Origin of the sequence: Hyphomicrobium sp. (assembly GCF_019753045.1) — a bacterium.
Taxonomy (GTDB): domain Bacteria; phylum Pseudomonadota; class Alphaproteobacteria; order Rhizobiales; family Hyphomicrobiaceae; genus Hyphomicrobium_B.
Window position 1 is genome coordinate 278,139 of sequence record NZ_JAIELN010000005.1, and the last position, 22,797, is coordinate 300,935.

The 22,797-nt window shown below is 61.7% G+C and carries 22 protein-coding genes; 10 read left to right on the plus strand and 12 right to left on the minus strand.

Annotated features, from left to right (window positions below; translation table 11 throughout):
• Nucleotides 1-262 precede the first annotated feature (262 nt).
• Nucleotides 263-808, minus strand: coding sequence for a YcgN family cysteine cluster protein (locus K2Q04_RS06330; RefSeq protein ID WP_291160788.1), 546 nt, complete (start codon nucleotides 806-808; stop codon nucleotides 263-265).
• Nucleotides 809-992: 184 nt separating this feature from the next.
• Here K2Q04_RS06330 and K2Q04_RS06335 point away from each other — a divergent pair, with 184 nt between their 5' ends.
• Genes K2Q04_RS06335 through K2Q04_RS06345 form a run of 3 tightly spaced genes read left to right on the plus strand, consistent with a single transcriptional unit; the run spans nucleotide 993 to nucleotide 4,605 of the window.
• Nucleotides 993-3,350 (plus strand): PBP1A family penicillin-binding protein, encoded by a 2,358-nt coding sequence (locus tag K2Q04_RS06335; RefSeq protein WP_291160791.1) that lies wholly within the window; start codon nucleotides 993-995, stop codon nucleotides 3,348-3,350.
• The gene (locus K2Q04_RS06340) at nucleotides 3,347-4,030 is read left to right on the plus strand and encodes a DUF1214 domain-containing protein (protein WP_291160795.1); all 684 of its coding nucleotides are present in this window, start codon (nucleotides 3,347-3,349) and stop codon (nucleotides 4,028-4,030) included. Before K2Q04_RS06335 ends, K2Q04_RS06340 begins: the two co-directional genes overlap by 4 nt.
• On the plus strand, nucleotides 4,021-4,605 hold the full coding sequence (locus tag K2Q04_RS06345) for a hypothetical protein (RefSeq protein ID WP_291160798.1): 585 nt from the start codon (nucleotides 4,021-4,023) through the stop codon (nucleotides 4,603-4,605). Before K2Q04_RS06340 ends, K2Q04_RS06345 begins: the two co-directional genes overlap by 10 nt.
• Before the next feature lie 120 nt (nucleotides 4,606-4,725).
• Here the strand turns inward: K2Q04_RS06345 and K2Q04_RS06350 are convergent, their stop codons facing one another.
• The 3 genes from K2Q04_RS06350 to K2Q04_RS06360 form a co-directional block, all read right to left on the minus strand.
• Complete coding sequence (locus tag K2Q04_RS06350) at nucleotides 4,726-4,932, minus strand: hypothetical protein (protein ID WP_291160801.1); 207 nt, start codon at nucleotides 4,930-4,932, stop codon at nucleotides 4,726-4,728.
• Between the two features lie 207 nt (nucleotides 4,933-5,139).
• A complete protein-coding gene (locus K2Q04_RS06355; RefSeq protein ID WP_291160803.1) occupies nucleotides 5,140-5,484 on the minus strand; it encodes a DUF1491 family protein in 345 nt (114 codons plus the stop codon).
• A 33-nt stretch (nucleotides 5,485-5,517) separates the two neighbouring features.
• The gene (locus K2Q04_RS06360; RefSeq protein WP_291160805.1) at nucleotides 5,518-6,339 is read right to left on the minus strand and encodes a peptidoglycan-binding domain-containing protein; all 822 of its coding nucleotides are present in this window, start codon (nucleotides 6,337-6,339) and stop codon (nucleotides 5,518-5,520) included.
• A 163-nt stretch (nucleotides 6,340-6,502) separates the two neighbouring features.
• Here K2Q04_RS06360 and K2Q04_RS06365 point away from each other — a divergent pair, with 163 nt between their 5' ends.
• Together K2Q04_RS06365 and K2Q04_RS06370 are read left to right on the plus strand one after the other, a co-directional pair.
• Complete coding sequence (locus K2Q04_RS06365; protein WP_291160808.1) at nucleotides 6,503-6,886, plus strand: DUF5330 domain-containing protein; 384 nt, start codon at nucleotides 6,503-6,505, stop codon at nucleotides 6,884-6,886.
• A gap of 132 nt (nucleotides 6,887-7,018) precedes the next feature.
• On the plus strand, nucleotides 7,019-7,450 hold the full coding sequence (locus K2Q04_RS06370; RefSeq protein WP_291160811.1) for a SufE family protein: 432 nt from the start codon (nucleotides 7,019-7,021) through the stop codon (nucleotides 7,448-7,450).
• Nucleotides 7,451-7,487: 37 nt separating this feature from the next.
• Here the strand turns inward: K2Q04_RS06370 and K2Q04_RS06375 are convergent, their stop codons facing one another.
• The 3 genes from K2Q04_RS06375 to K2Q04_RS06385 form a co-directional block, all read right to left on the minus strand.
• Nucleotides 7,488-8,063, minus strand: a complete 576-nt coding sequence (locus K2Q04_RS06375) for a DUF6456 domain-containing protein (protein ID WP_291160813.1) — start codon at nucleotides 8,061-8,063, stop codon at nucleotides 7,488-7,490.
• Nucleotides 8,063-8,596 (minus strand): helix-turn-helix domain-containing protein, encoded by a 534-nt coding sequence (locus K2Q04_RS06380; RefSeq protein ID WP_291160815.1) that lies wholly within the window; start codon nucleotides 8,594-8,596, stop codon nucleotides 8,063-8,065. Before K2Q04_RS06380 ends, K2Q04_RS06375 begins: the two co-directional genes overlap by 1 nt.
• Before the next feature lie 569 nt (nucleotides 8,597-9,165).
• Nucleotides 9,166-9,573: a MucR family transcriptional regulator gene (locus tag K2Q04_RS06385; RefSeq protein ID WP_092868095.1), complete on the minus strand. Its 408-nt coding sequence runs from the start codon at nucleotides 9,571-9,573 to the stop codon at nucleotides 9,166-9,168.
• Between the two features lie 347 nt (nucleotides 9,574-9,920).
• On the opposite strand from K2Q04_RS06385, the gene K2Q04_RS06390 reads away from it, so the two are divergent.
• The gene (locus K2Q04_RS06390; RefSeq protein WP_291160818.1) at nucleotides 9,921-12,077 is read left to right on the plus strand and encodes a S9 family peptidase; all 2,157 of its coding nucleotides are present in this window, start codon (nucleotides 9,921-9,923) and stop codon (nucleotides 12,075-12,077) included.
• 554 nt (nucleotides 12,078-12,631) lie between these two features.
• Here K2Q04_RS06390 and K2Q04_RS06395 read toward each other — a convergent pair.
• Nucleotides 12,632-13,966: a hypothetical protein gene (locus K2Q04_RS06395; protein WP_291160821.1), complete on the minus strand. Its 1,335-nt coding sequence runs from the start codon at nucleotides 13,964-13,966 to the stop codon at nucleotides 12,632-12,634.
• A gap of 740 nt (nucleotides 13,967-14,706) precedes the next feature.
• Here K2Q04_RS06395 and K2Q04_RS06400 point away from each other — a divergent pair.
• On the plus strand, nucleotides 14,707-15,864 hold the full coding sequence (locus K2Q04_RS06400) for a putative peptidoglycan binding domain-containing protein (RefSeq protein ID WP_291160823.1): 1,158 nt from the start codon (nucleotides 14,707-14,709) through the stop codon (nucleotides 15,862-15,864).
• Nucleotides 15,865-15,883: 19 nt separating this feature from the next.
• Here the strand turns inward: K2Q04_RS06400 and cutA are convergent, their stop codons facing one another.
• Nucleotides 15,884-16,261 carry a divalent-cation tolerance protein CutA gene (cutA, locus tag K2Q04_RS06405; protein ID WP_291160826.1) on the minus strand — a complete coding sequence of 126 codons (378 nt, stop codon included), beginning with the start codon at nucleotides 16,259-16,261 and terminating at the stop codon, nucleotides 15,884-15,886.
• A gap of 54 nt (nucleotides 16,262-16,315) precedes the next feature.
• Here cutA and K2Q04_RS06410 point away from each other — a divergent pair, with 54 nt between their 5' ends.
• Nucleotides 16,316-17,098 (plus strand): NAD kinase, encoded by a 783-nt coding sequence (locus tag K2Q04_RS06410; protein ID WP_291160829.1) that lies wholly within the window; start codon nucleotides 16,316-16,318, stop codon nucleotides 17,096-17,098.
• Nucleotides 17,099-17,377: 279 nt separating this feature from the next.
• On the opposite strand, the gene K2Q04_RS06415 is transcribed toward K2Q04_RS06410, so the two are convergent.
• Nucleotides 17,378-17,965: a nitroreductase gene (locus K2Q04_RS06415; RefSeq protein WP_291160831.1), complete on the minus strand. Its 588-nt coding sequence runs from the start codon at nucleotides 17,963-17,965 to the stop codon at nucleotides 17,378-17,380.
• A gap of 114 nt (nucleotides 17,966-18,079) precedes the next feature.
• Here K2Q04_RS06415 and K2Q04_RS06420 point away from each other — a divergent pair, with 114 nt between their 5' ends.
• Complete coding sequence (locus K2Q04_RS06420; RefSeq protein WP_291160834.1) at nucleotides 18,080-20,011, plus strand: VWA domain-containing protein; 1,932 nt, start codon at nucleotides 18,080-18,082, stop codon at nucleotides 20,009-20,011.
• Complete coding sequence (locus tag K2Q04_RS06425) at nucleotides 20,008-21,093, plus strand: hypothetical protein (RefSeq protein ID WP_291160837.1); 1,086 nt, start codon at nucleotides 20,008-20,010, stop codon at nucleotides 21,091-21,093. The genes K2Q04_RS06420 and K2Q04_RS06425 overlap by 4 nt, the downstream gene beginning before the upstream one ends.
• Here K2Q04_RS06425 and K2Q04_RS06430 read toward each other — a convergent pair.
• Together K2Q04_RS06430 and K2Q04_RS06435 are read right to left on the minus strand one after the other, a co-directional pair.
• A complete protein-coding gene (locus K2Q04_RS06430; protein ID WP_291160840.1) occupies nucleotides 21,080-21,682 on the minus strand; it encodes a hypothetical protein in 603 nt (200 codons plus the stop codon). The two genes, K2Q04_RS06425 and K2Q04_RS06430, sit on opposite strands and share 14 nt — an antisense overlap.
• Nucleotides 21,683-21,740: 58 nt before the next feature.
• A complete protein-coding gene (locus K2Q04_RS06435) occupies nucleotides 21,741-22,778 on the minus strand; it encodes an amino acid ABC transporter substrate-binding protein (RefSeq protein WP_291160843.1) in 1,038 nt (345 codons plus the stop codon).
• Nucleotides 22,779-22,797 lie beyond the last annotated feature (19 nt).

The following is a 22,797-nucleotide window of genomic DNA, read 5'->3' on the forward strand; positions in this document are numbered from 1 at the left end:
GTCGGGGTGAGGGGCAGCACATTCGTTGATCGTGAGGCTGCCCCTCACCCTAGCCCTCTCCCCATTGAAGAAATGGGGAGAGGGGACGACCCACCACCGTCCTCCCGGCGAAGGCCGGGATCCAGGCAAAGTGCAGCGCATTCGCGCTCGCGGTCAGCGCCGGGCCAACCCCATCTGCTGTTGTGTTGAAGCTTGACTAGGTGCCGGCCTCCGCCGGCACGACGGGGATGACAATCACGCCCGCAAAATCTTTTCGCTGCCGCTATTCGGTGGTTTCGGGAGGGAGTTCGCTGGCACCCGAAGGACGGCGTTTCCGCTCGGGCTTGGAGCCTCCTTCAGGTCCGTCGTCAGGAATGATGTATTTCCAATAATTCTCTTCTTTGACGCGACGTTCGCTCATGGCGAAGCTGCGGACGGAAACACCGGCCTGATGCACCGTGTCGGGAGAACCTGAAACCAGCGGGTGCCACCACATCAGGTCTTGCCCCTCGCCGATGAGGCGGTAGGCGCAGGTTTTCGGCAGCCAGGAAAGTTCGCGCGCGCGTGCAATATCGATCTCAAGACAATCCGGCATCTTCTTGAAGCGATTGGGATAGTCCTTGCAGCGGCAGGTCCGGACGTCGAGCTGTGCGCACGACAGGCGCGTCAGGTAGACCTCGGCCGTATCCTCGTCCTCGAGCTTGACCAGGCAGCAGCGCCCGCAGCCGTCGCACAGAGCTTCCCACTCGTCGCGGTTCATCTCTTCGAGGGTCTTCGTGCGCCAGAACGGTGGATCGTTGCCGTCCAACATCAAGTCTTGCTCTTCCATTGTCGGTTCAGTCGCGATAACCACAATTTCGTCGACTTACGCCGTGTAACGTCGGCAATTCGGTTTAAGCGGCGCGTCCTACTGGAAGCGTCGCGATTGTTGTTGCAAGAAAGACTCTCGCTGTTGAGGGCTTAAGCCCACGTCTCACGCGTGACAAGAGCGACGTCGTTAGGGTGGCCGTTTCTTGAACGACTGGTTTCATAGACAGGGCGGCCGCGACCGCTTCATCGACTGGCTTAGGCTCGATTCGCAGATCAATTCTGCGCTCGGGGAAGCATGGTCGCGCGTCAAAGACTACTGGAATGCCGGATCGAGCTACTTTGCCCGCTTCCAGCTCGTCGGCTGGCGTCGCCTCCTCAATGAATTCGCCTCCGAAAGCCTGACGATGCTGTTCGGCGGCTTCGTCGTCCTTTATGGGCTCGCGCTTCCCGCGTTCGAGGAATTCGACGAGAGCAAATTTCTGACCGGGCGCTACGCCGTCAAATTCCTCGACGTCAACGGTAACGAGATCGGCCGCCGCGGCATTCTCCATAACGACGCGGTGCCGCTCGAAGATATCCCCGACGTCCTGATCAAGGCGACTCTCTCGACGGAAGACCGGCGCTTCTTCGAGCACTACGGCATCGACGTTCTCGGCACGATGCGCGCGCTCGTCACCAACGTGCAGGCGAACGAGGTCGTGCAGGGCGGCTCGACGCTGACGCAGCAGCTTGCGAAGAACCTGTTCCTGTCGTCGGAGCGCTCGCTGCAGCGAAAGATCAAGGAGCTGTTCCTCTCGTTCCTTCTCGAGAGCCGCTACTCGAAGCGGGAGATCCTGAAGCTCTATTTCGATCGCGCCTATATGGGCGGCGGCACCTTCGGCGTCGAAGCGGCGTCGCAATACTACTTCGGCAAGTCCGTTCGCGACATCAACATGTCGGAAGCAGCCGTGCTCGCCGGCCTCTTCAAGGCGCCGACGAAGTACTCGCCGCTCGTCGATCTTGCGGCATCGCGCGCCCGCACCAACCAGGTTCTCGATAACATGGTCGAGGCCAAATATTATACCGCCGGCCAAGTGCATTCGGCGCGCATGAACCCGGCGAAAATCGTCGAAGCGCGGACCTCGACGAGCCCAGATTGGTATCTCGATTGGGCGTTCGAAGAAGTCCAACGCCTCGCCGACGGCAAAAACCAGTTCGTGCTGACGGCGCGAACGACGGTCGATCTGACGCTGCAACGGCAGGCCGAAGAGGCTCTCGCTGCGGCTCTGCGCAAGGAAGGTCGCGACCTTCACTTTACTTCGGGCGCGATCGTTCTGATGGAGACGGATGGAAAGGTCCGGGCGATCGTCGGCGGGCCTGACTACGGCGAAAGTCAATTCAATCGAGCAACCCACGCCAAGCGCCAGCCGGGCTCGTCGTTCAAGATCTACGTTTACGCGACCGCGATGGAGAACGGCTTCACGCCGGAGACCATCGTCAGGGACGCGTCGCGTTCCTGCGGAAACTGGTCACCGTCGAACTACGGCGGCGGCGGCGGCTCGGGCGCGCGGATCCCGCTCTGGATGGCGCTGGCCAAATCGTTGAACACGGTTGCGGCAGAGCTGTCGTTCGTCGTCGGCCGGGAAAAGGTCGTCGAGATGACCAAGCGTGTCGGCATCGAGGGCGTCAAGAAAACCTGCTCGATGGCGCTCGGCGACGGCGGCGTCACCGTTCTCGAGCACACCGGCGGCGTCGCGACGTTCGCGAACGGCGGCAAGCTCGCCAAGCCCTACGGCATTCTCGACATCACGACATCGAAGGGCGATCTTCTCTATTCGCGCGAACGCGACGAACCGCCCCCGCGGCAGGTCGTGTCGCGGCACGTCGCTGAAGAGATGAACGTCATGCTCAACCGCGTGGTGACCGAAGGGACGGGCGGCATGGCCAATCTCGATTTCACCAACGTCGCGGGTAAGACCGGCACCTCTACCGGTCCCAAGGACGCGTGGTTCATGGGCTTCACCGGCAAATACGTCGCGGGCGTCTGGCTCGGCAACGACGACAACCGGCCGATGCGCTCGGGCGTCACGGGCGGCCATCAGGCGGCGCCGATCTGGCGTGACCTGATGACGGTTGCGCACACCGACATGAATATTCCGACCATTCCGGGTCTCGCCCCGCATCCGCGTCAGGTGGAGGAGCAGAAGCGTCTCGCCGAGATCAGAGCGCAGCAAGTTGCGGCCGGGCTCGAGCCGGCGCAACTTGCTGCGGACGCGACGAAGACGCAGGCCGTCCTGCCGTCGAAGACGCGCGATGCTCTCAAGGTTCTCGTCGCGGCGCTTCGCAAGGCGAACGGCCAAGCGGAGGCGGCGCCTGCAGCCGCGTCCGGACCATCGCATGCTCCAACGTCGCCCATCGATCCGAAGCAGGAGGCGCCGCAGCCTGCGACACGGCCGGAGGCTCCGAAGACCGACCGGCGCGCGACGTTGCTTGACACATCTCGCGACGATCTTTCAGTTCCGGCAGCAACGTCGCCCGCGGCATCGCCAACGAAGTCGCCGGCCCCAGCAGCTGCCCATTGAAACAGGAAGCCACGGACTTGGCATCGGTCGAACTTGAGCCAGCAGCGATATCGCCGGGTTCGCGCCTCAGCGTGATGCGCACGATCTTCGGGATCCTGCTGCGCGCGATCGGTCTCATTCTGACGATCGTCCTCGCCGTGACCGTCGGCGTCTGGTCGAGCCGGTACATGGTTGCGCGCGGCTCGCCGCTGTCGACGGATATGTACGGGCCCTGGCAACAGTGGCGCGACATCGGCCGCGAGAGCGCCGACCCCTACACCAAGGCCCACGTCGTCACGACGGGCAAGCTCAGGATTTCAGCCGACAGTGCCGGCACTTTCGAAGCGCGCACGGATTCGCAAGGGGCGCGGCTCCATTCGTCGTGCAACTACGTCGTCGAAGGCGCGAACATGCGCGGCTTATGGTGGAGTCTCGCCGTGTTCGATGCTCGCGGCAATCTCATCAGCAATGACGCCGACCGCTACGAGTTCACGGCCGACACGATCGCCCCCAATCCAAACGGCACGTTCGTCGTCACGCTCGGCCGGGACGCGCGGCCCGGCAACTGGCTGCCGACGAGCGGCGCCGGACGTCTTGTACTCGTGCTGACAGTGCTCGACCCGGCGACCGGTCTTTCGGCCGAAGAACGCGCGGAGCGGAACAAGCATTTGCCCGTCATCACGCGGGAGGGATGCTCGTGAGATTGCTTCAGCGCTTCGACTTCCGGCTTCTCGCGATCTTCCTGCTGGTTGCGGGGATCGTGCATCTCATCGCGACGTTCATGGCGGTCAACGATGCGCGCGGATCGGCCTATTCTCGACTTGCGCGCTCTTTGCCGAAAAATCAGATGACGATCGCCTCCGCCGTGACGCCGCAGCACCAGCCGCTGCCTTTCCTAGCGCCCGACGAGCACTATGCGTTCTGTCTGTTCGATACTGGCGATACGACGATACGCGTTCGTGCGCTGCTTCCCGATCTCGGCTGGACGATCGGCATCTACGCGCCCGACGGGCACAATCTTTATTTCGCCGCCGCCTCAGCGGACCGGGAGACGACGGTCGATCTGTCCATCGTACCCGCCGACGATCGCTTTCTCGGGCTGCCGCAAACGAGTTCCACGAAAGCCGGCATCACGCCAGAAGCGGTCGATACGCAGCAGTCGATCGCCGCTGAAAAAGGATTGATCGTCGTTCGCGCTCCCGACAAGGGCGATCCTTACCGCGCAGACGAACAGGCGGTTCTCTCGAAGGCGTCGTGCACTGCAGGCGGCGCGTGAAGAGTCCTTGATGGTCGCGTGCGACTCCCCAGCGGGGAGCCGGCCGCACGCGATGAATTTTTGATGGTCGCGTGCGACTCCCCAGCGGGGAGCCGGCCGCACGCGACGGGCGCCAAGCCTTTATGATTTGGTATCGGAGTCGAGGTCGAGCGTGTCGCGACGGCTCTGCCGCGGCTTCTTCGGTTTGTCCGCCCGTTCCTCGCCGTGACGTTCGTAGCGCACGCCCGGGAAAAATACGATTTCGGCGGATTGGCCTGCTCCGTATGCCGCGAGCACCGAGGCTGTTGTCGGTTTCGGTGCGGTCTTGAATGCAATGATCGTTGCCATTCGTCCCCCTGGCGCGAGCCCTTGCCCACGCCGTGCGGCACTCCTCGCCTTGAAGGCTCCCGCCACGGGAACGGGACGCATTACTGTCTGTGTACTGAAGAGTGGCGTAAATGCGCTGCTGCCGCCAGAATCATCGCAATCAATGAAGTAGAGTCCGGGAGTTCTTAACGGACGGTAAAACGAAATCCTGAACGTCCGGTAGCGTTGCTAGCTCATCAATTCGTCGCCGAGAAAGTGCCGCCCTTCGCGGTCCTCGATCTCGACGATCCAGACGTCGCTGTCGAATTCGGCTTCGCGCTTTAAGAGCTTCTCGGCGTCTGCCTCCGGCACGAAGTCCTGCTTGAAACGTGCGACCCAGCGCCGGTCGACGTCGGCGTCATCGAGCCCGGCCGGCGCGGGAGAGAAAACTGCCGCGGTTTGATCGGGACGAACGATCTTGATGAACACTGCTCCCGCATCGTCGTCGCCGTGGCGGACCACGACGGCGTGGGCGCCATTGAATTGGCAACGACGCAGATAGGCTTTGACCCAGATTTCGGTTTTGAGGCGCATGTCGGTACGTTATCAGCAAGCACCCGGAAATCCCTAGTGCTTCGCCGCCTTCGCAATCGCCTCGCGCCGCGCCTTCGGCTCGCCCTGCAGACGGATCAACCGGCTCATCAAAGGACCCGATATGCGGCCGGTGACTTTCAGCTTCTGGTCGGTCTCGAACTCGCGGACGGCACGCGCGAACTCGGGCGTCATCGCGGAACCCGGAACGCCCGTCTGATAGCCAAGCGTCGCGAGCTGCTGCTTGACGGAGCGTACGAGACTTTCGCCATCCGCCGTCATCGTCTTGCCGGGCCGCGCCGCGCTCGGCGACATCGACGATGAACCGAGGATCAGTTGGCTCAAAAGCTGTTCGCTCGGTTCGCCCGTCAACACGAGGCCGTTGTCGTACTCATATGCGAAGATCGCGGCGCGCGTGACCATTCCCAAAACGCCGTCGGGCTGGCCGGGCTCGTAACGGATGTTGCCGAGTTCGCGTTGTATGCCCTTCGTAAGTTCCGCGCGGTTGGCATCGTCGCTTTGGCCCAAAGGCGCCGGCGGCAAAACGCCGTCGGATGCGGGCTGCTCGGCTGCGGGACCCGGCGACGTCGGTCCAAGCGCAATGCCCGGCCCATCGACCCACGAGGTGCGATCCGTCACGATGCCACCCGTTTCGATGGCGCTCGTCTTGGCGGTGTTCTGGAAGACGAACATGTTCAAAGCCACGCTCGTCGTCGCCAGCAGCGATATGACAGCTGCGAGCTTAATATCCCTCTCGGTCATGCTGACGCCCGTTGCTCGTTCCCCAAGCTCGAAGTATGGCGAGTCAGCCGTTAAGACCTGCTTAACCGTCGGGAATTTCTGAGCCGTGGAGCTCATCCAATTTATCTAAAACTTGAAGCAAAAACGGTTCGAATTGCATTGCACAAACTAGCGTGACCTTGAGCCGGGGCTGGTATCCATTGAGCGAGGGTAAGAGCCTTCACTGCCAATCCGTTCAACGGCCGAGCGCGTTTCGGCCGCAGATGGGAAAGTTTGAGCTATGGGTTTGTTGCGTATTGCTACGTTTGCGGCGGTCGCCGTCGCGCTGCTTCCGTCCGACCGGGAACAGCAGCAGCGTCTTTACGAGCGCGCCGGGTCGACGGCGGAATGGGTCGTCACATTCTGCGACCGCAACGCTGCGGCATGCGCGAAAGGTTCGGAATATTGGTCATTGTTCGTTGCCAAAGCCGAGTTCGGCGCCAAGCTCGCCTACGACATGATCCGCGAGCGGGAGGCTTCGAGCCTCGCCAACACGAACTTGAACCTCGACGAGAGCAAAGGCCGGGTTGCACCTGCTGTCCTGGAGCGGGAGAGCGGCACTCTGACGCCGGTCGACAAAATGCCGGACTGGCGCGGCAAGAACAGCCACAAGAGCGGCGTTTAAGAAACACTTAGGCGATTGAGTTCACGCGATTGGGTTGGGCCCCAAGCGCGTACGGCCTTGCCCTCGACCGGCCCACATACCTAAGTGTATTGTGAATGCCCGATTAAGCGGGTTGCAGGCTGGACTTTCCCGATGACACTCGACGACATTCGCGCCGATTTCGCGCTCCTCGACGATTGGGAGGATCGTTATCGCTATGTCATTGAGCTCGGCCGCGCGCTCCCGCCGTTCCCGGACGCCCTTCGAACTGACGCCAACAAGGTCCGCGGCTGCGCGAGCCAGGTTTGGCTGGCGACCGAGCGCGTGGGCTCACCGGGTGCGCCGAGTTCCGGCGACAAGCTCGAAATGCAGGGCATGAGCGACGCTCACATCGTCCAGGGCCTAATTGCCCTTCTCTTCATCATCTACCGGGGCAAGACGCTCGACGAGATCCTGAAGACCGACGCTGAAGGCATTTTCGCGAGCCTCGGGCTCAAGGAGCATCTCACTCCGCAACGTTCGAACGGGCTCGCCTCGATGGTGAAGCGCATCCGCTCGGACGCGACCGAGATGCTCGCGGCTTAACTTCGGCCCACGTTCGAGACTTCGCCCGGATCTGGGCTCAGACTTGGTCTGGATCAATCGCGGGGCGGTAGTCGCTCGCGCCCCAATGCCTTACGCGCACCGGTCTGTGATCATTCGCCTCCGGCGGCGGAGGAAGCATTCCGTAATGCCGGGCGAGCTGGCGTAGCGCGATTTGCAGAATGATCTTGCCGGACCGTTGCGGCCAGCCGCTCGCCTTCTCGCTCGCTTCGAGCCCCTTCAAATGGCAGCAGACGTCGATCAAAACTCCGGCGAGGTCGGGGCCGACTGCTGCGAGCGCGCGTTTGACCCGCTCGTGCGCCGCTATAACTGAATCACGAATATCCGGCCCGATGTCCGGCGCGCCTCTGGTGCCGCCTCCCCCACTCAGGAACGACGACCAGTTGGTCGTGACGCGCGGGGTCATTTGCGCAAACCAGAAATCGGCGCGGAGTTTTTCGCCTGCATCGAACTCGGCATCGGTGAGCATCGGCTGACCGTCCTTGTCCTTGCGCCGCGCGAGCCACGCAAGCGGGCTTTCCGCGAGATTGCGTTCGGGCGCTTGATGCTCCGCACTCTGCGAAACACTGCGAGCGCGAGACGATCTTACTTGCATTACTGATCCTTGGTGTGGAGGGAAGATTTCTCGGCGCCGGAGCGAACTTCGTGCATCACCAGCGTGGGCAATGCCCATCCGAGCACGTCGAGCGCGCGATCGAACGCTGGATTGTCGCGCCGGCATTCGACTTTGAGGCAGGCATGAGCGACCGTCGTCCGGTCGCGGCCGAACATGGCTCCGACCTCGGTCAGCGTCATGCGGCAACAGACGTGAGCGAGATACATGGCCACCTGCCGCGCCTCTGCAACGTCTTTGACGCCGCGCGTACCGTGCCAAAGTCCTTCCGAACCGACGCCAAAAACGTTCGAAATCGCAACATCGATCGCGAGGCGCGCGCAGCGGTGGCGATGTTCGCCCTGCGTGAGATTAAGATTGGACGTGGACTGATCTTGCTGCACAGGCGAAGGCGACGCCGAGCCGCGCAAGATCAAGCGTACGCGTGGTCCGAGTATCGAGCCATCGATGCTGCCATCCTCGGCGGTAGCTCCGACGATGTTCCGAGTCAGAACTGAAGACGCTATCTGTTCCATTGCATGAGGAGGATACGGCCCGGTCACATCGCGGGGATAAGTTTTTTGTGGCCGCTCGTATTCACCCTAACGGGATAGCAATCTCAGAAAGATATCCCCGCATCTCGCGACCGCCGCACAGTCCGCGGCATGCAAAATCGCGTTTCGATACGAGACACCAGAGCGCCTAGAAATACGCGGCGCGGGCGTCATCGCAATTCAGAGTCCAATTGTGCACCCGACGCTTCGCAGCTCTTACCGGCCTGGCCAAAAGATCTCGCTGACCGAAGCACAGAAGGGAGGAAAAAGCTGGTCGCCCTCATCGAGCGCGAGATCAGAAAGGAGCGGCGGCGCGGGCTCGCATGCAACGCGGCATACGACGTTGCGCGTCACGCTCGCCTCAATCACTTGCTCAAGGAGGAACGCCGATCGCTCGTCGCGCTCGAACTTTCCGAAATCGGAAATCGTGTTCGCGGCGGCGTGGAACAATTAACTCATAAACGATAGTTGCCGCGTCATCGGCCGGCGCCAGTCCTTCGACAGCACAAGCTGATATTTTCGATGACCGCTATTTTTCCCGGCGCGTGCCGCTACTTCTCCCTGCGGGTGCCAAGGCCCATCTTCTTGGCGAGTTGGGAGCGCGCATTGGCATAATTCGGCGCGACCATCGGATAGTCAGGCGGCAGGCCCCACTTCTCGCGGTACTCTTCCGGCGACAAGTTGTAGTGCGTCCGCAAATGACGCTTCAGCGATTTGAACTTCTTGCCATCTTCGAGGCAGATGATGAAATCCGGCATGACCGATTTCTTCACCGCGACCTTCGGCTTCGCCTCTTCCCGCTCCTGCGGAACGGTGCGGCCCGCGGCCCGGCTCAAAGCGGCGTGGGTTTCAGCAATCAAACCCGGCAGTTCGGTTGACGAGATCGAATTGTTGCTGACGTAGGCGGCGACGATCGTCGCCGTGATCGTCACGAGTTCGGGGGAGGCTGAACTTTCCATTCGTTTGACTTCCGCTTCCTCTGGCGACCGAGAATCCGGCACCGCACGCCCATCCATGTCCACATCCCGCCTTTGCCCTGCATAACCGTTACTGGCAAAGCCCGTCGCGGATCTCAAAACCACTTAAAAGACTAGGAGATCAACTCCATTTCACTTGCGAAAGCTTTGACTACAGGACGACTTCCCTGTCAATCTCGGCCTCTGTTTAGATTACGACATCGCTAATGCTTGGCGATCCCCCATCTTCATTTGATCATTACTCCGTCATGTTCGCGCGTTGACGCGCGGGCGCGGCCGGTCAAGAAGAAGCCAAATCCGTTCCCTTCACCAAAAAAGGTCCGCACCCCATGACCGGCCAAACGAAGACGCCTGCTGCGATCAAAGACGAGGCTGCGGCCCAGCCGCGCCCGCCGGTCGCGGAGCGCGTGACGACGGTCGCGACGCACCACGGCGTTTCCGTCAGCGACGACTACGGCTGGCTTCGCGCGGCCAACTGGCAGGAGGTCATGCGCAAGCCCGACACTCTTGCCGCGAACATCCGGTCGCATCTCGAAGCCGAGAACGCCTACACGAAGGCGATGCTTGCCGACACGGACGCGCTGCAAGCCACCTTGTTCCAGGAAATGAAGGCGCGTCTCAAGGAAGACGACCGGCAGGTTCCGCAGCCCGACGGCCCCTACGAATACTTCCCGCGCTTCGTCAAAGGCGGGCAGTACGCGCAGCTCTGCCGTATCCCCCGCGGCGGTTCGGTGGACGAGCCGGAAGTGCTTCTCGACGGCAACAAGGAATCCGAGGGGAAGGGCTATTGGGATCTCGGCGCCACGGCCCACTCCGGCGATCATAAGCTCTTCGCCTATGCGATCGACGACAAGGGCTCAGAGCTTTACACGGTCCGCGTCCGCGATCTCACGACGGGCCAGGATCTCGCGGACGAAATCCCCGATACCCACGGCGGCCTCGAGTGGTCGAGCGACGGGAAGACGCTCTTCTACATCAAGGTCGACGAGCATCAGCGGCCGCTCTTTGTCTACAGTCACGCGCTCGGAACACCGGCCTCGGAAGACAAGCTCGTTTACGCCGAACCCGATTCCGGCTTCTTCGTCGGATTGTCGTCGACGCAATCGCGGAAGTTCATCCTCATCGACATCCACGATCACGAGACGAGCGAAGTGCGGCTCATCGATGCCGAGAGGGCAGACGCAGCTCCGAGGCTCGTTGCCGCCCGGCGCGTCGGACACCAATACAACGTCGAACATCACGGCGCGAAGCTTATCATCGCGACGAATTCGGAAGGCGCAGAAGATTTCCGCATCGTCACGGCGCCCGTCGAAAATCCGGGGGAAGCGAACTGGCGGGAAATCGTCTCGCACAAGCCCGGGCGCCTGATCATCGACGTCAGCGTATTTCAGAACTTCATGACGCGTCTCGAACGCGAAGAGAGCCTGCCGCGCATCGTCGTCACGCCGCTGAAGCCTGGTGACGATGAATTTCTCGATTACAGCGGCGAGCATACGATCGCATTCGACGAAGAAGCTTATGCGCTCGGGCTGAGTTCGGGATACGAGTTCGATACGACGCGGATCCGCTTCACCTATTCGTCGATGACGACGCCGGCGGAGACCTACGACTACGACATGGCGACCCGCGAGCGGACGTTGCGCAAGCGGCAGGAAATTCCGAGCGGGCACAATCCGTCAGAGTACGTGACGCGGCGGCTGCTCGCACCGGCTAAGGACGGCGAACTCGTTCCCGTAACCTTGCTCTACAAAAAGACGACACCGCTCGACGGCTCGGCGCCGCTTTTTCTTTACGGATACGGCGCCTATGGCATTGCCATGCCGGCGTCGTTCTCGACGGGACGGCTGTCGCTCGTCGACCGGGGTTTCATCTTTGCGATCGCGCACATTCGCGGCGGCAAGGACAAGGGCTATCGCTGGTACACCGACGGCAAGATGAAGAAGAAGAAGAATACTTTCACCGACTTCATCGCTGCCGGCGAACATCTGATTTCGGAAGGCTTCACGCAGCGTGGCCGGATCGTCGCCAACGGCGGATCCGCTGGCGGGATGCTGATGGGCGCGATCGCCAATATGGCCCCCGACCTTTTCCTCGCGATCATCGCCGACGTGCCGTTCGTTGACGTTTTGAACACGATGCTCGACAAGGATCTGCCGCTTACGCCGCCCGAGTGGCCCGAGTGGGGCAATCCGCTCGCGAGCAAGGAGGACTTCGACTATATCCGCAGCTACTCGCCCTACGACAATGTCGAGGCGAAGGGCTATCCGCACATTCTCGCTCTCGCCGGCCTCACCGATCCGCGCGTGACATATTGGGAGCCAGCGAAGTGGATCGCGAAGCTCCGCCAGCTCAACACAAGCGACAACCTCGTGCTTCTCAAGACCAACATGGGCGCGGGCCACGGTGGCGCTTCGGGACGGTTCGACGGGCTGAAGGATACCGCGTTCAACTACGCGTTTGCGGTGAAGGTGGCCGGCTGCGCCTAGCGGCGACCCGGTGTTGTGATTGTCAGCCGTCCGGTCGTGTCTAGTCGCGGCGTTCAGCGCAAAATAAAAAGGGCCCGCTTGCAGCAGGCCCTTTTCGAAAACTTGGATCGGCGGGTCAGTGTTTTCCGCTCTTCTGCGATTTCGCAAACGTCGCGGTTACGGAGCTCGTCGAGGGCTGCGGTTTCGCAGCGGCGCTCTTCTTAGGCTTGCGGATTTCCTTATTCGAACGCTGTTGGCCTTTGGGCATGGCAGACCTCTCAAGTGTTGGAGGGCGCGTCGCATTCGACCTGCGGCGTGTACGCTGGAGTGTTTCACACCGTCCTGACAAGCGCCAGGAGGGAACACCCGGGGCGACGATCACAACATTGCACAACTCGAAAAAGTGAAAGGCGGCGGACGCCTGCCTCTAAAAAGCAAAAGACCCGCCGGAGGGCGAGCCGTTCAACCGCAGTCCGCGAAACAAAAAAAAGGCCCGCATTGAGCGGGCCGTCGAAAGTTGGAAACTTGCAAGAAAAAAGGCCCGCCGAGGCGGGCCTCACATTCACGAAGCAGCGCTAGGCTGCAACAGTGCCGAAGAGAGGCGGTTTCATAGCCTCCTCGAGAACCATGTCGGACTTCAGTGCGATACCGATGTAGCGCACTCGGCCGGCTACCTTTTCCTTCTTCACGCCAAGGTCTGCAAATTCTCTTGCAAAGCTCGGAAGTGCTGCGGGTTCCTTGTTCTTAGATTCACACCATGAACAATAATCCTCGTAGAGTTCAGTAGCCGTAACGCTTGATCCATCACGGACCTCGATGTTCTCCTTGTAGAAACGTTCAGTGTTGGTTTCCGGGGCAAGACGCCTGACGGGCATCGTGCTGCGGCTTTCTGCAACCTTGGTCTCAACCTGATGCACTTCAGCGGGTTGAGCTTCGATTGCGGGCGTCGAGGCAACGGGTGCTTCGAGAGGGATCTCGATCGACCGGTTGTCGTTGGCGCCAGAACGCGGCTTTTTCGTTTCAACGGTAATCGGTGTGAGCACCGGAACCGCCACCGCTGCCGCAGCGGTGCTTTCCTCCGTCAGCGCCATTCTGGGCGTGACAGGCATTGGCTGGCGATCATACAGACGCCACTGGCTGAATGCGACGTACATCCCGAACCCAGATCCGATCTCGAGCAGCAGCGCGACGAACAACGTCAACGCCATCTGAACGTTTTCCATCTTGATGTTCGGGAAGAACGCGTTCGCAAGTTCGGTCAGAACCTTGGCTTGCGGATCAGCTTCGGAGAGAGCAGGCGAACCTGCGGTAGCATCGACCTTCGCCGTGAGTTCGGCGATACGGGCTTCGGCCTGCTTCGCCGCGCTTGCGGACGCAAGCTCGGAGTCGAGAGCCGTCAACTGTTGGCAGAATGTCCGTTCGGTTTTCGAATTGACGTTCTTACAGCCGTCCGACCATTGCCAGGCCTTCTGCATTTTCATGCCGTCGATCTGGCTCTGCACCGCCTCGAAGGGTCGATGCTGAGGGATCCATCCGGCCTGCTCCTGCGCACGCTTCAGCTCACCTCTCAAATCTTGATAGGTTTGAGCTTCCTGAGCACGCTGCCCGGTCGAATCGAAGCGGTTCAACGCTGCGTGTCCGAGCGCAGATGTCATCGAGTAGGCCGTCACGACCACCCAGACAAGCGCCGACGCAGCCGCCTGCGACCAGATTCTATTTCGAACTGCGGCAAAGAAGAAAAACGGTACCAGTGCTTTCATGCAGTCGGCCGCAGCAGATGCTGCGCCGTAGATTTGGCCGTCCAGCTCGGTTCTTCCGAGACTGAAGCCAAAACGCCAGTTCATAGCAGCTGATACGGCGAGCAATACGCCTGCTGCTAGAACACCCAACACGCCTAAAACGTGTCTCATCGTGTGCCCTCTCCTGTGAAGGCCGGTTCGGTTACGCGAATACAATACCGGCCACTTCGTCTTGTGGTCCTTGCGCCCGAGGGAGGCGCCGACCAGGCTCCGGAACGCACAACGGGCATGGCTGCAAATGATGTCCTCTTCGATCGGCTGTGAGCTCCGATGTCATCCCCATGACATCGGCAGACGAGCGACGCGGAGACCGCGCAACCAAGCAAACCAGAGCTGCCACTCTCAACGCTGCCTCAAAGTATCGCCACGATTTCGCCGCAAGAAATCAGAGGTGGATAATTCTTATCCTCAAGACAGGCCGAGGGTGGAAAACTACGCAATTAAACTCCCCTCTCCTTCACGCGTAACTGAGTCGGACCGTGATGGGAATCATCGAATCGCGAGAAGAATCAGAATTCTAGTATTCGAGTACCGGAGCTCCGCGATGGTCTCAGCCTGAGCATTCGAAGCGCCGCCAGCGGTTGAAAAACTCCGGTTATCAAGAGGTTTTGCACCGGTCGCCCGAGGCTTATGCACGGCTGAAATGTGGCGGACGATCCGTGCAAAGCGACGTTCGGGCGCAACAACCGGGTGAGGCTTTTGGGACGCTCCACGGCGCCACCATGGGGTGCTCGTGATTCCCGTTTACCAAGTCTTGCCGGCGATGCATTCTCCATCGCGTACGTGAGAAGCTTCGCACCCGGCGTTACCGGCGCAGGCTACGTGCAGTAGAGTTGAGTGGAGTTTGCGCCATGCCGCGTCTCGGTGGAGTGCTGTTGCTGACGGCGACTTCCCTGCTCGTTACATACAGCTATCTTTTTCCGGCATCCGATCACACCGCAGACCTCACCGAAGTCACGCGCATCTCGGCGGCGCCGGACCGTGACTATCGGAGCGATGGCGGAAGCAGGATTTTTTCGGCCGCGTCTCCCGTATTTCATGAGGTGATCCCCGACGAAGGCGCCCGTGTTTCGGTTGCCTCTCCGCAGAAGCCCGCAACGTGGACCACCGTGGTGACGTCGCGTGCCGTCTCGACACCTCTCAAGTCAGCAGAGCCCGGCGATCCCGAAACGCGGGCCGAACTGGCGAGCGATCTGCAGCGCGAGTTGAAACGCGTCGGCTGCTATGAGGGAGAGATTACCGGCGCATGGAACGGGTCGACGCGACGCGCCATGGCGGCATTCATGGATCGCGCCAACGCCACGCTTCCAACCGACAATCCCGATTACGTGTTGCTCGCCCTCGTGCAGAGCCACCATGACCTCGTGTGCTCCGCCGAATGTCCTGCTGGCCAGATCGCCGACGGCGGCCGTTGCGTGCCGCGCGCGGTCGTCGCTCAGGCGACGAAGCGATCCAAGCGCCTCGAGGAGCGCAGACTGGCCGCGGCGCGTCTCTCCGGCAATAACGAGCCGACAGTGACGGCGGAGCCTGAAAAGCTTCCCTGGCTTCAGAATGAGAAGGTCGCGGAGATTCCAGCTGCGCCACGCCCGGAGCTGCCGCCGGGGCGGATGTCGATCGGAGCTGCCCCCGTCGAGGCTGCGCCGCTGCCTCCGCCGAACGGTGCCGCTGCCAGTGCCGCGCCGGCCTCTCAGGGATGGAAGATCATGACACTCCTCCCGCCGACGAGCGATGCGGCAGCCGATCTCTCTCCGAAAGTTGCAGCGCTTGGCGAGAGCGGAGATACGGATGATCTCTCTGCCGACGCGCGTGGGGACACCAACGCGGCTCCCATCGCCATCGAGGATGATGACGCGAATGCGCGTGCCGTGAAGTCCAAGTCCTCCCGGCGGTCCTATGACGAAAATCGGCCGAGACGAAAATATGCTTCATCGGGGCGGGGCCGGCGTGGCGATCCCAGGCCCGGGACCATGCGCTACAATATCATGCAGTCGCTCGGCGGCATCTATTGATCGCGCCCGATGCGGGTCGTCACGGACGCGTGCCGCTGATGACCCAGTTCAGATAATCGGAACTTCCTCCGACCACCGGAACGACGAGGACCGCGGGCGTCTCGTAGGGATGATTGGCGACGATATGCGCGACGGCGCGATCGGCCCCCTGGCGGGAGAGCTTGGCGATCAACACGGCCTCTTCGGCGGTTTCCGTTTCGCCCTTCCAGACATAGATCGACGTCATCGCGGGCAGCACGTTGATGCACCCGGCCAGACCCTGCTCGACCAGGTCCCGGCCCAGCGCCAAGGCCGCGGACCGGTCCGGGAACGTGGCATAAATCATCACCACATCGCCGGCTGGCGCCCGGGGCTCCTCTCCGATATCCCGCGAGGGGGGCTTGTCGTTTGTCGACACTTGGGCGAGCTTCCCTGCCTTGTTGCGCGACCCCTCATGAACCCAAGGGCCTAGATGCCGAAAGAAAAGCACAAGTTCGAACGCATCGCCTTCGTCGCGAGCGAGGTTCCCGAGGCGATCGAAGCACAGGCGGCGTTGATCAAGCGTTACGGCGAGACCGAACCCAACGAAGCCGATGCCATCGTCGCGCTCGGCGGTGACGGCTTCATGTTGCAGACGCTACACCGTTTCATCAACGACAAGATTCCTATTTACGGGATGAACCGGGGTTCGGTCGGCTTCCTTATGAACGACTATAAGGAAGACAATCTGATCGAGCGGCTGCAGGCTGCCGAGATTAGCCGCATTCACCCGCTGTCGATGATCGCGACCGACTCGGCGGGGAAGGCGCACAAGAGCTTGGCGATCAACGAGATCTCGCTCTTTCGCCAGCGCTATCAGGCCGCCAAGTTGCAGATCGCCATCGATGGCAAGGTGCGGCTCGAAGAGTTGATTTGCGACGGGGTTCTGGTTTCGACGCCTGCCGGTTCGACCGCCTACAATCTGTCGGCGCACGGACCCATTCTGCCGATCAAGTCACAGCTTCTGGCGGTAACGCCCATCAGCCCTTTTCGGCCGAGGCGCTGGCGCGGCGCCCTCGTCCCCAACCGGGTGCACATTACAATCACCGTTCTCGAGGAGGAGAAGCGGCCGGTCAGCGCCGTGGCCGATCACTTCGAGACCCGCCACGTGGTGAAAGTCGAAATCGAGCAGGCCCGCGCCATCGAGCTTTTCATGATGTTCGACCGCGAACATGGGCTCGAGGAGCGCATCCTGACCGAGCAGTTCAGGTTTTAGTTTTTTGCTTGCGCCAGGCTCTCGCGTTCCGCGAGCCGGCCGCCGGGCAATTTTTAGTGGCGCCAGGCGACTCGCGTTCCGCGAGCCGGCCGCCGGGCGCAGACCGGCCCCAAAAACCGACTGGCCCTCCTACAGGTGCCTCGGAGCACCGGCGGAGGGCCATGATTTGGTCAAGTGCTGCATCCCGTTCTTCGGGCATGGCGGTGCTGATCCCGCCGCCACGAATCAGGATCGCTAACGCGTATTTCCCAACGGTCGCACGTTGTGGTTAACAGGTTGTTAACCCGCTTCCGACGTCGGCCAGTGGCGGACAAGCGCGTCGATGTTCGGGCGTTCGCGCTCTTCAGGCTTCTCCATCGGCGTGCCGATGTAGATGAAGCCAGCGATCTTCTCGTTTTCGGCAAGGCCCAGCGCCTCGCGCACGGTCGGGCTATAGGCAATCCACTCGCTGATCCAAGACGTGCCGAAACCGAGCGCATTCGCCACGAGACAGAGGTTGAAGCAGAGCGCGCCGACGGACAGGACCTGCTCCCATTCCGGTGCGCCGGGCTTCGGCTTCACGGCTGACACGACGGCGACGACGACGGGCGAGCGAAGGAACCGACCGCGCTCGGTTTCGAGGCGGATCGGCGACGGCGCCTGACGATCTTCTTTCTCACAGGCTTTGGCGAAGATTTCGCCGGCTGCCTTGCGGGCGTCGCCTTCGAAAACAATAAAGCGCCAGGGCGAGAGCTTCTTGTGGTCGGGAACGCGCGCGCCGGTCGTGAGGATTTTCTGCAGTTCCTCGGCGTTCGGTCCCGGTGCGGCGAGCCTATCCGGCTTCACTGACCGTCTTGCCGCAAGAAATTCAAAAATAGCGGGATTCATGTCATGTTCCGTACTTATTCGTGTCCGTCTCGCTATACGAGGCTCCGGCCTGTTACAAGCGGCCCATTACAGTCAGAATCGACACAATGAGCGAAAAATGGGCGTGGAGATAAAATGCGCCGGGTTTTTTTGAAATTTGTCGCGGCTGCCGTGGCGGCGGTTCCTTTGATCGCGTCCGGATCAGCGTTCAGCAGCGACGCGCCGACAGCGATGGTCGTGCTCGATGGGTCGGGATCGATGTGGGCGCGGCTGCCGCCCGATAACCGCGCCAAGATCGATATCGTGCGCGAGAAACTCGGCAGCCTGCTCGCCGTGCCGAATTCGACGCGGCTGGGCCTCGTTTCATTTGGGCACCGCCGCCGCGGCGACTGCAACGACGTGGAATTGATCGCCGGACCCGACAGTCCTCGCCAAGCCGTTCTCGATCCAATCGCCAAGCTCAATCCGCGGGGCCCCGGTCCACTCACCTCCGCACTCACGGTTGCCATGACCGCAATCGGACAATCGCGTCCGGCGCAGATCGTCTTCATCGGAGATGGTGCGGACAATTGCCGGCAAGATGCGTGCGCCGTCGCCGCCGGGTTTGCAAAGACGTCGCCGGGTGTCGCCGTTCAAGTCATAGGCATCGGCATTCCCGCCCACGAACGGCCGCGCATGGCGTGCATCGCCGAGGCAACGGGCGGCCGTTACTACGACATCGTGGATTCAAACGGTCTCACCGCGGCGATCGACGAGGCGACGCGGCTCGCCATTTTAACGCCGGGCGCGCCGATTGCGGGCGCTCCCAATCCCGGCGACGGCAAACCGATGGCCCCGCCGCCGCCCGAGGGCGCATCGCTCCGCGCTTCCGCTGCACTTGCCGACGGTGGCGCGCTTCTCACAGTTCCGGTCAAATGGCGCATTTATAAGGGTGGCGAGAAGACACCACTGGTCCAATCGGAAGGTCAGGACATCACCGCCAAGCTCGCGGCCGGCAACTACGAGGTCGAGGCCGAACTCGGCTCGCTCATGGCGCGTCAGGATCTCACGATCGCCGATGGAGACAAGCAAAGCATCATCGTGCCGTTCAACGCCGCGCATCTCGTCGCGCGCGTGACTTCGAGCAAAGGCGGCAATCCATCTCCCAACGCCGTTTTGACCGTCTCCATCGGCGACAAGCCGGTCGCGATCGCGAGCAATGGCGCGCTCGATCTCTATCTCCAGCCCGACACCTACACGCTGACGGTTGTCGACGGCGCGGCGCGCTCGTCGCAATCCCTTCAACTCGCTGCCGGAGACGCCAAGCCGCTCGACATCTCGCTCGGAACAGGACGTCTCGATCTCACCGCGGCCGCGGCGGACGGCGCCAGCATTCCGGACGTTCTGTTCGCTGTTTCCGCAGACGATCCCGAAAGCCCGGACGGCCGCCGCGAGGTCGCGCGCTCGCGTAGTCCGAACGCGAGTTTCACCCTTCCCGAGGGCACCTACTATGTCAGCGCGCGCTCGAAGAGCGGCGACGTTCGCAAGCGCATCGCCGTCGGCGCCGGGCAAACGGTGAGCGAAACGCTGGAACTCGCCCTCACGCCCCTCAAGATCTCGGCTCTCGTCGCAGGCGCGCCCGCAAAGGCCGATCAGAACATTTTCTACCGTGTCGACCGCATCGACGGCGATCGCACAGGTATCGCACGCGCGATGGGGCCGGATCTCTCGCTCGACCTGTCGCCGGGACGTTACCGGATCACCGCGTCACTCGTCGTCTCACACATCTCGGCGACGAAAGAAGTTGTCATAGAGGCTCGGAAGCCCGCGAACGCAATCATCGACATCGCAGCCGGAGAGGTGAACTTCGCTCCGCCCGCGGGCGAGGCGCTGCCTGCCGGCGACGTCTATTGGGAAGTCGCCGACGAGAGCGGTATGCCGACATGGCGTGCCACCGGCACGGAGGCGACAGCGCTTTTGGCTCCCGGCCGTTACACGGTGCGCTTCGATGCGCGCGGCAAGCACGGGCAGGCTTCATTCGAAGTACGCGCCGGTGAAAGCCAGAAGATCGAGATCGGACCAGGATGACCGAAGCGTCAGTGACATCATGCGGATCGCGAGTTGGGCAGCAACAACGGCGCGGATTTATCGGCGGCGCTGCGGCTCTGCTCCTCGTCGTGCTTCTGTCGATCTTCGGCGCGACGCCTTCGTTCGCGGAAGAGCCGATCCCTGACGGGCCGCCGACCGGTCCGTGGGGTCCATCGATCGAGAAGCGCAAGAACACCACCACCGTCGAGCGCGGCAAGGCCGCGAAAGGTCCGGGCGTCAAGCTCGTCGCGTTACTGACGGGCGACGGCCAGCAGATCGATCAAGGACTGGTGTGGCGGGTTTTTCAATCGGCGGGTCAGTCGGGGAAATCGAAGCTGCTCATGGAGTCACATGAGGCTAGTCCGTTCCTCAGGCTCAATCCCGGCGAATACACCGTCAACGCCGCTTTCGGACGGGCCAATCTGACCCGCAAGATCGTCGTCAAGGCAGCCGACGGTCCGCCGTTCGAAGCGTTCGTACTGAACGCGGGCGGCTTTCGGCTTTCGGCACTGATCGGCGGGAAGCCAGCTCCGGCCGGTTTGGTCACCTATTCCATTTTTGCCGACGATCGCGACCAATTCGAAAGCCATTCGGCCGTAATCACGGGTGCGAAGCCGAACCTTATCATCCGGCTCAATTCCGGCATCTACCGTGTCGTTTCGCTTTATGGCGATGCCAACGCAAAAATCGAAACGGATATCACCGTCGAGGCGGGCAAGCTGACGGAGACGACTGTCACACATTCAGGCGGCAAGGCGACGTTCAAGCTCGTCACGCGGTCCGGCGGCGAAGCGATGCCCGACACGCGCTGGACGATACAGACCGAGGACGGCGAAACGATCAAGGAGAGCGTCGGCGCGCTGCCGACGCATGTGTTGGCGCCCGGGAAATATGAAGTGACGGCCTCTTCCGGGGGACATATTTTCCAGAAGGCCTTCCAGATCAAAGACGGCGACATCGTCAGCGTCGAGGTCATGATGTCGGTGTCGCATGACCAGCGTGGCCAGCCGTCTTCCACTGGCGCAACGACGATCATACCGACCGAGCAAGGTGGCACGACGCTCGATTTCAAAAATCAGTGAGAACCCAATCCGTCGGGCAGCCGTTTTCCCGCATCCGCTTTTCGATGCGCGCGTGATGTTCCGCCTCGCCCGCTTGAAGATATGCCGTGCGCGCCATTTGCCACTGTTCGCAAGCCGTGGTCAGGTCGCCTGCGCTATGTGCTGCCTCTCCCAGCGCTAAGCGAGCTGCAGCGTGTGCGCCAGGCGGCCCATGGAGCGCGCCATATCCGGCCGCCGACCGCAACGCGGCCATGCGCGCCTCGACGTTACCCCGTCGCGCGTGAGCCGCCGCCAATTCGTAGTAGAGGCCGGAAAGCGCGGTCTTTTCGTCGCGAGCGAGGGCCGTCTCTATTTTCTCGAGAATTGTTTCAACGCTTTCGACAGGGGCAGGCTGCGGCGGTGTTTGAGGCTTCGGCTCGAGGGACAACGCGTGCAGCGGTTCAGCTTGCGGCTGCTCATTCGACGGTTCTCGAGGCAGCGCGGCTGACGATTGCGCGCCCGGCCGTCGCCGCCGCGACAACAGCAAGAAAATGAGGGTGAAAAGGACCGCGATCGGGATCAGAAAAACGGCGGCGCTCAACAGTGTTTCAAGCGTTGCCTTGTCGCCCATGACTAACCTCGTGGTTCACGAGCTCGCGTGCATTTTTCCGGCAATGGCCAGATTTCTATCAGCGGAATGGCGCCGCGTACATCAGGCCGCCTTTGCTCCACAAATTGTTGAGGCCACGATCGAGCTTCAACGAAGACCCCTGCCCGAGCGTGCGCTCGAAGATCTCGCCATAATTGCCAACCTGCTTGACGACTTGATAGGCCCAATCACGCGCCAACCCGAGGGGCGCACCGAGATCGGCATCGAGACCGAGAAAGCGGCGCACCTCGTGAGAGGGAGACGACTTCATCGTATCGACGTTGGAACTCGATATGTTCAGTTCTTCTGCGGCGACGAGCGCCATGAACGTCCAGCGGACGACTGCGAACCAGCCGTCGTCGCCCACGCGCACGGCAGGCCCGTAAGGCTCCTTCGTGATCATTTCCGGAAGCAGCATCTGATCCGAACCGCTCGACATGCGGCTCTTTTCGTATGCAAGAAGGGATACCTCGCCTGTCAGGACCGTGCAGCCGCCATTCGTATAGGTCTTGACCAAATCATCCCACCGGTCGGACGTGATGCGCTGATAGCGCATCTTTCGCGATCCGAAGAAATCGGCGATCGCCGTTTCGTCGCTCGAACCCGCCAGGACACAGACCGAGGCGCCGGAAAGCTCGAGGACGCTTGCGATCGAATGGTTTCGCGGAATGATGAAGCCCTGGCCATCGTAGTAGAGCGGGCTCGTAAAACGCGCTCCGAGTTCCGTATCCCGGGTGAGCGTCCAGGTCGTGGCGCCGAGCAGCACGTCGATTTCGTTGTCTTGGAGGGACTTGAAGCGATCGCCGGGGTTGAGACTGAGATATTTGACCGCGTCCCGGTTCCCGAGCACAGCCGCCGCCAGCGCGGAACAGAATTCGACGTCGAGCCCGCTCCAGGTGCCGCGGGTGCTGACTTCGCTGAAGCCCGGCTCACGGTCGGCAACGCCACAAACGACCTTGCCCCTGGCACGAATAGCATCGACAGTGCTGGCCGTCGCGCTCCAAGCCTCGGAGGACAGTCCAACGCCCATGACAACGAGCGAAACCGCTGCCGTCCAGAGCCTCGACACGCTTCTCATCTGCACTTTTCCGGCCAAT

What these genes read in the sequence shown, in the direction of transcription:
- K2Q04_RS06330 (WP_291160788.1), bottom strand. Translation starts at nt 808, where the DNA reads ATGGAAGAGCAAGACTTGATGTTGGACGGCAACGATCCACCGTTCTGG.
- K2Q04_RS06415 (WP_291160831.1), bottom strand. Translation starts at nt 17,965, where the DNA reads ATGAATCCCGCTATTTTTGAATTTCTTGCGGCAAGACGGTCAGTGAAG.
- K2Q04_RS06430 (WP_291160840.1), bottom strand. Translation starts at nt 21,682, where the DNA reads ATGGGCGACAAGGCAACGCTTGAAACACTGTTGAGCGCCGCCGTTTTT.
- K2Q04_RS06380 (WP_291160815.1), bottom strand. Translation starts at nt 8,596, where the DNA reads ATGGAACAGATAGCGTCTTCAGTTCTGACTCGGAACATCGTCGGAGCT.
- K2Q04_RS06400 (WP_291160823.1), top strand. Translation starts at nt 14,707, where the DNA reads ATGCCGCGTCTCGGTGGAGTGCTGTTGCTGACGGCGACTTCCCTGCTC.
- K2Q04_RS06385 (WP_092868095.1), bottom strand. Translation starts at nt 9,573, where the DNA reads ATGGAAAGTTCAGCCTCCCCCGAACTCGTGACGATCACGGCGACGATC.
- K2Q04_RS06395 (WP_291160821.1), bottom strand. Translation starts at nt 13,966, where the DNA reads ATGAGACACGTTTTAGGCGTGTTGGGTGTTCTAGCAGCAGGCGTATTG.
- K2Q04_RS06420 (WP_291160834.1), top strand. Translation starts at nt 18,080, where the DNA reads ATGCGCCGGGTTTTTTTGAAATTTGTCGCGGCTGCCGTGGCGGCGGTT.
- K2Q04_RS06410 (WP_291160829.1), top strand. Translation starts at nt 16,316, where the DNA reads ATGCCGAAAGAAAAGCACAAGTTCGAACGCATCGCCTTCGTCGCGAGC.
- K2Q04_RS06345 (WP_291160798.1), top strand. Translation starts at nt 4,021, where the DNA reads ATGCTCGTGAGATTGCTTCAGCGCTTCGACTTCCGGCTTCTCGCGATC.
- K2Q04_RS06350 (WP_291160801.1), bottom strand. Translation starts at nt 4,932, where the DNA reads ATGGCAACGATCATTGCATTCAAGACCGCACCGAAACCGACAACAGCC.
- K2Q04_RS06390 (WP_291160818.1), top strand. Translation starts at nt 9,921, where the DNA reads ATGACCGGCCAAACGAAGACGCCTGCTGCGATCAAAGACGAGGCTGCG.
- K2Q04_RS06375 (WP_291160813.1), bottom strand. Translation starts at nt 8,063, where the DNA reads ATGCAAGTAAGATCGTCTCGCGCTCGCAGTGTTTCGCAGAGTGCGGAG.
- K2Q04_RS06425 (WP_291160837.1), top strand. Translation starts at nt 20,008, where the DNA reads ATGACCGAAGCGTCAGTGACATCATGCGGATCGCGAGTTGGGCAGCAA.
- K2Q04_RS06365 (WP_291160808.1), top strand. Translation starts at nt 6,503, where the DNA reads ATGGGTTTGTTGCGTATTGCTACGTTTGCGGCGGTCGCCGTCGCGCTG.
- K2Q04_RS06435 (WP_291160843.1), bottom strand. Translation starts at nt 22,778, where the DNA reads ATGAGAAGCGTGTCGAGGCTCTGGACGGCAGCGGTTTCGCTCGTTGTC.
- K2Q04_RS06370 (WP_291160811.1), top strand. Translation starts at nt 7,019, where the DNA reads ATGACACTCGACGACATTCGCGCCGATTTCGCGCTCCTCGACGATTGG.
- K2Q04_RS06360 (WP_291160805.1), bottom strand. Translation starts at nt 6,339, where the DNA reads ATGAGCTCCACGGCTCAGAAATTCCCGACGGTTAAGCAGGTCTTAACG.
- K2Q04_RS06355 (WP_291160803.1), bottom strand. Translation starts at nt 5,484, where the DNA reads ATGCGCCTCAAAACCGAAATCTGGGTCAAAGCCTATCTGCGTCGTTGC.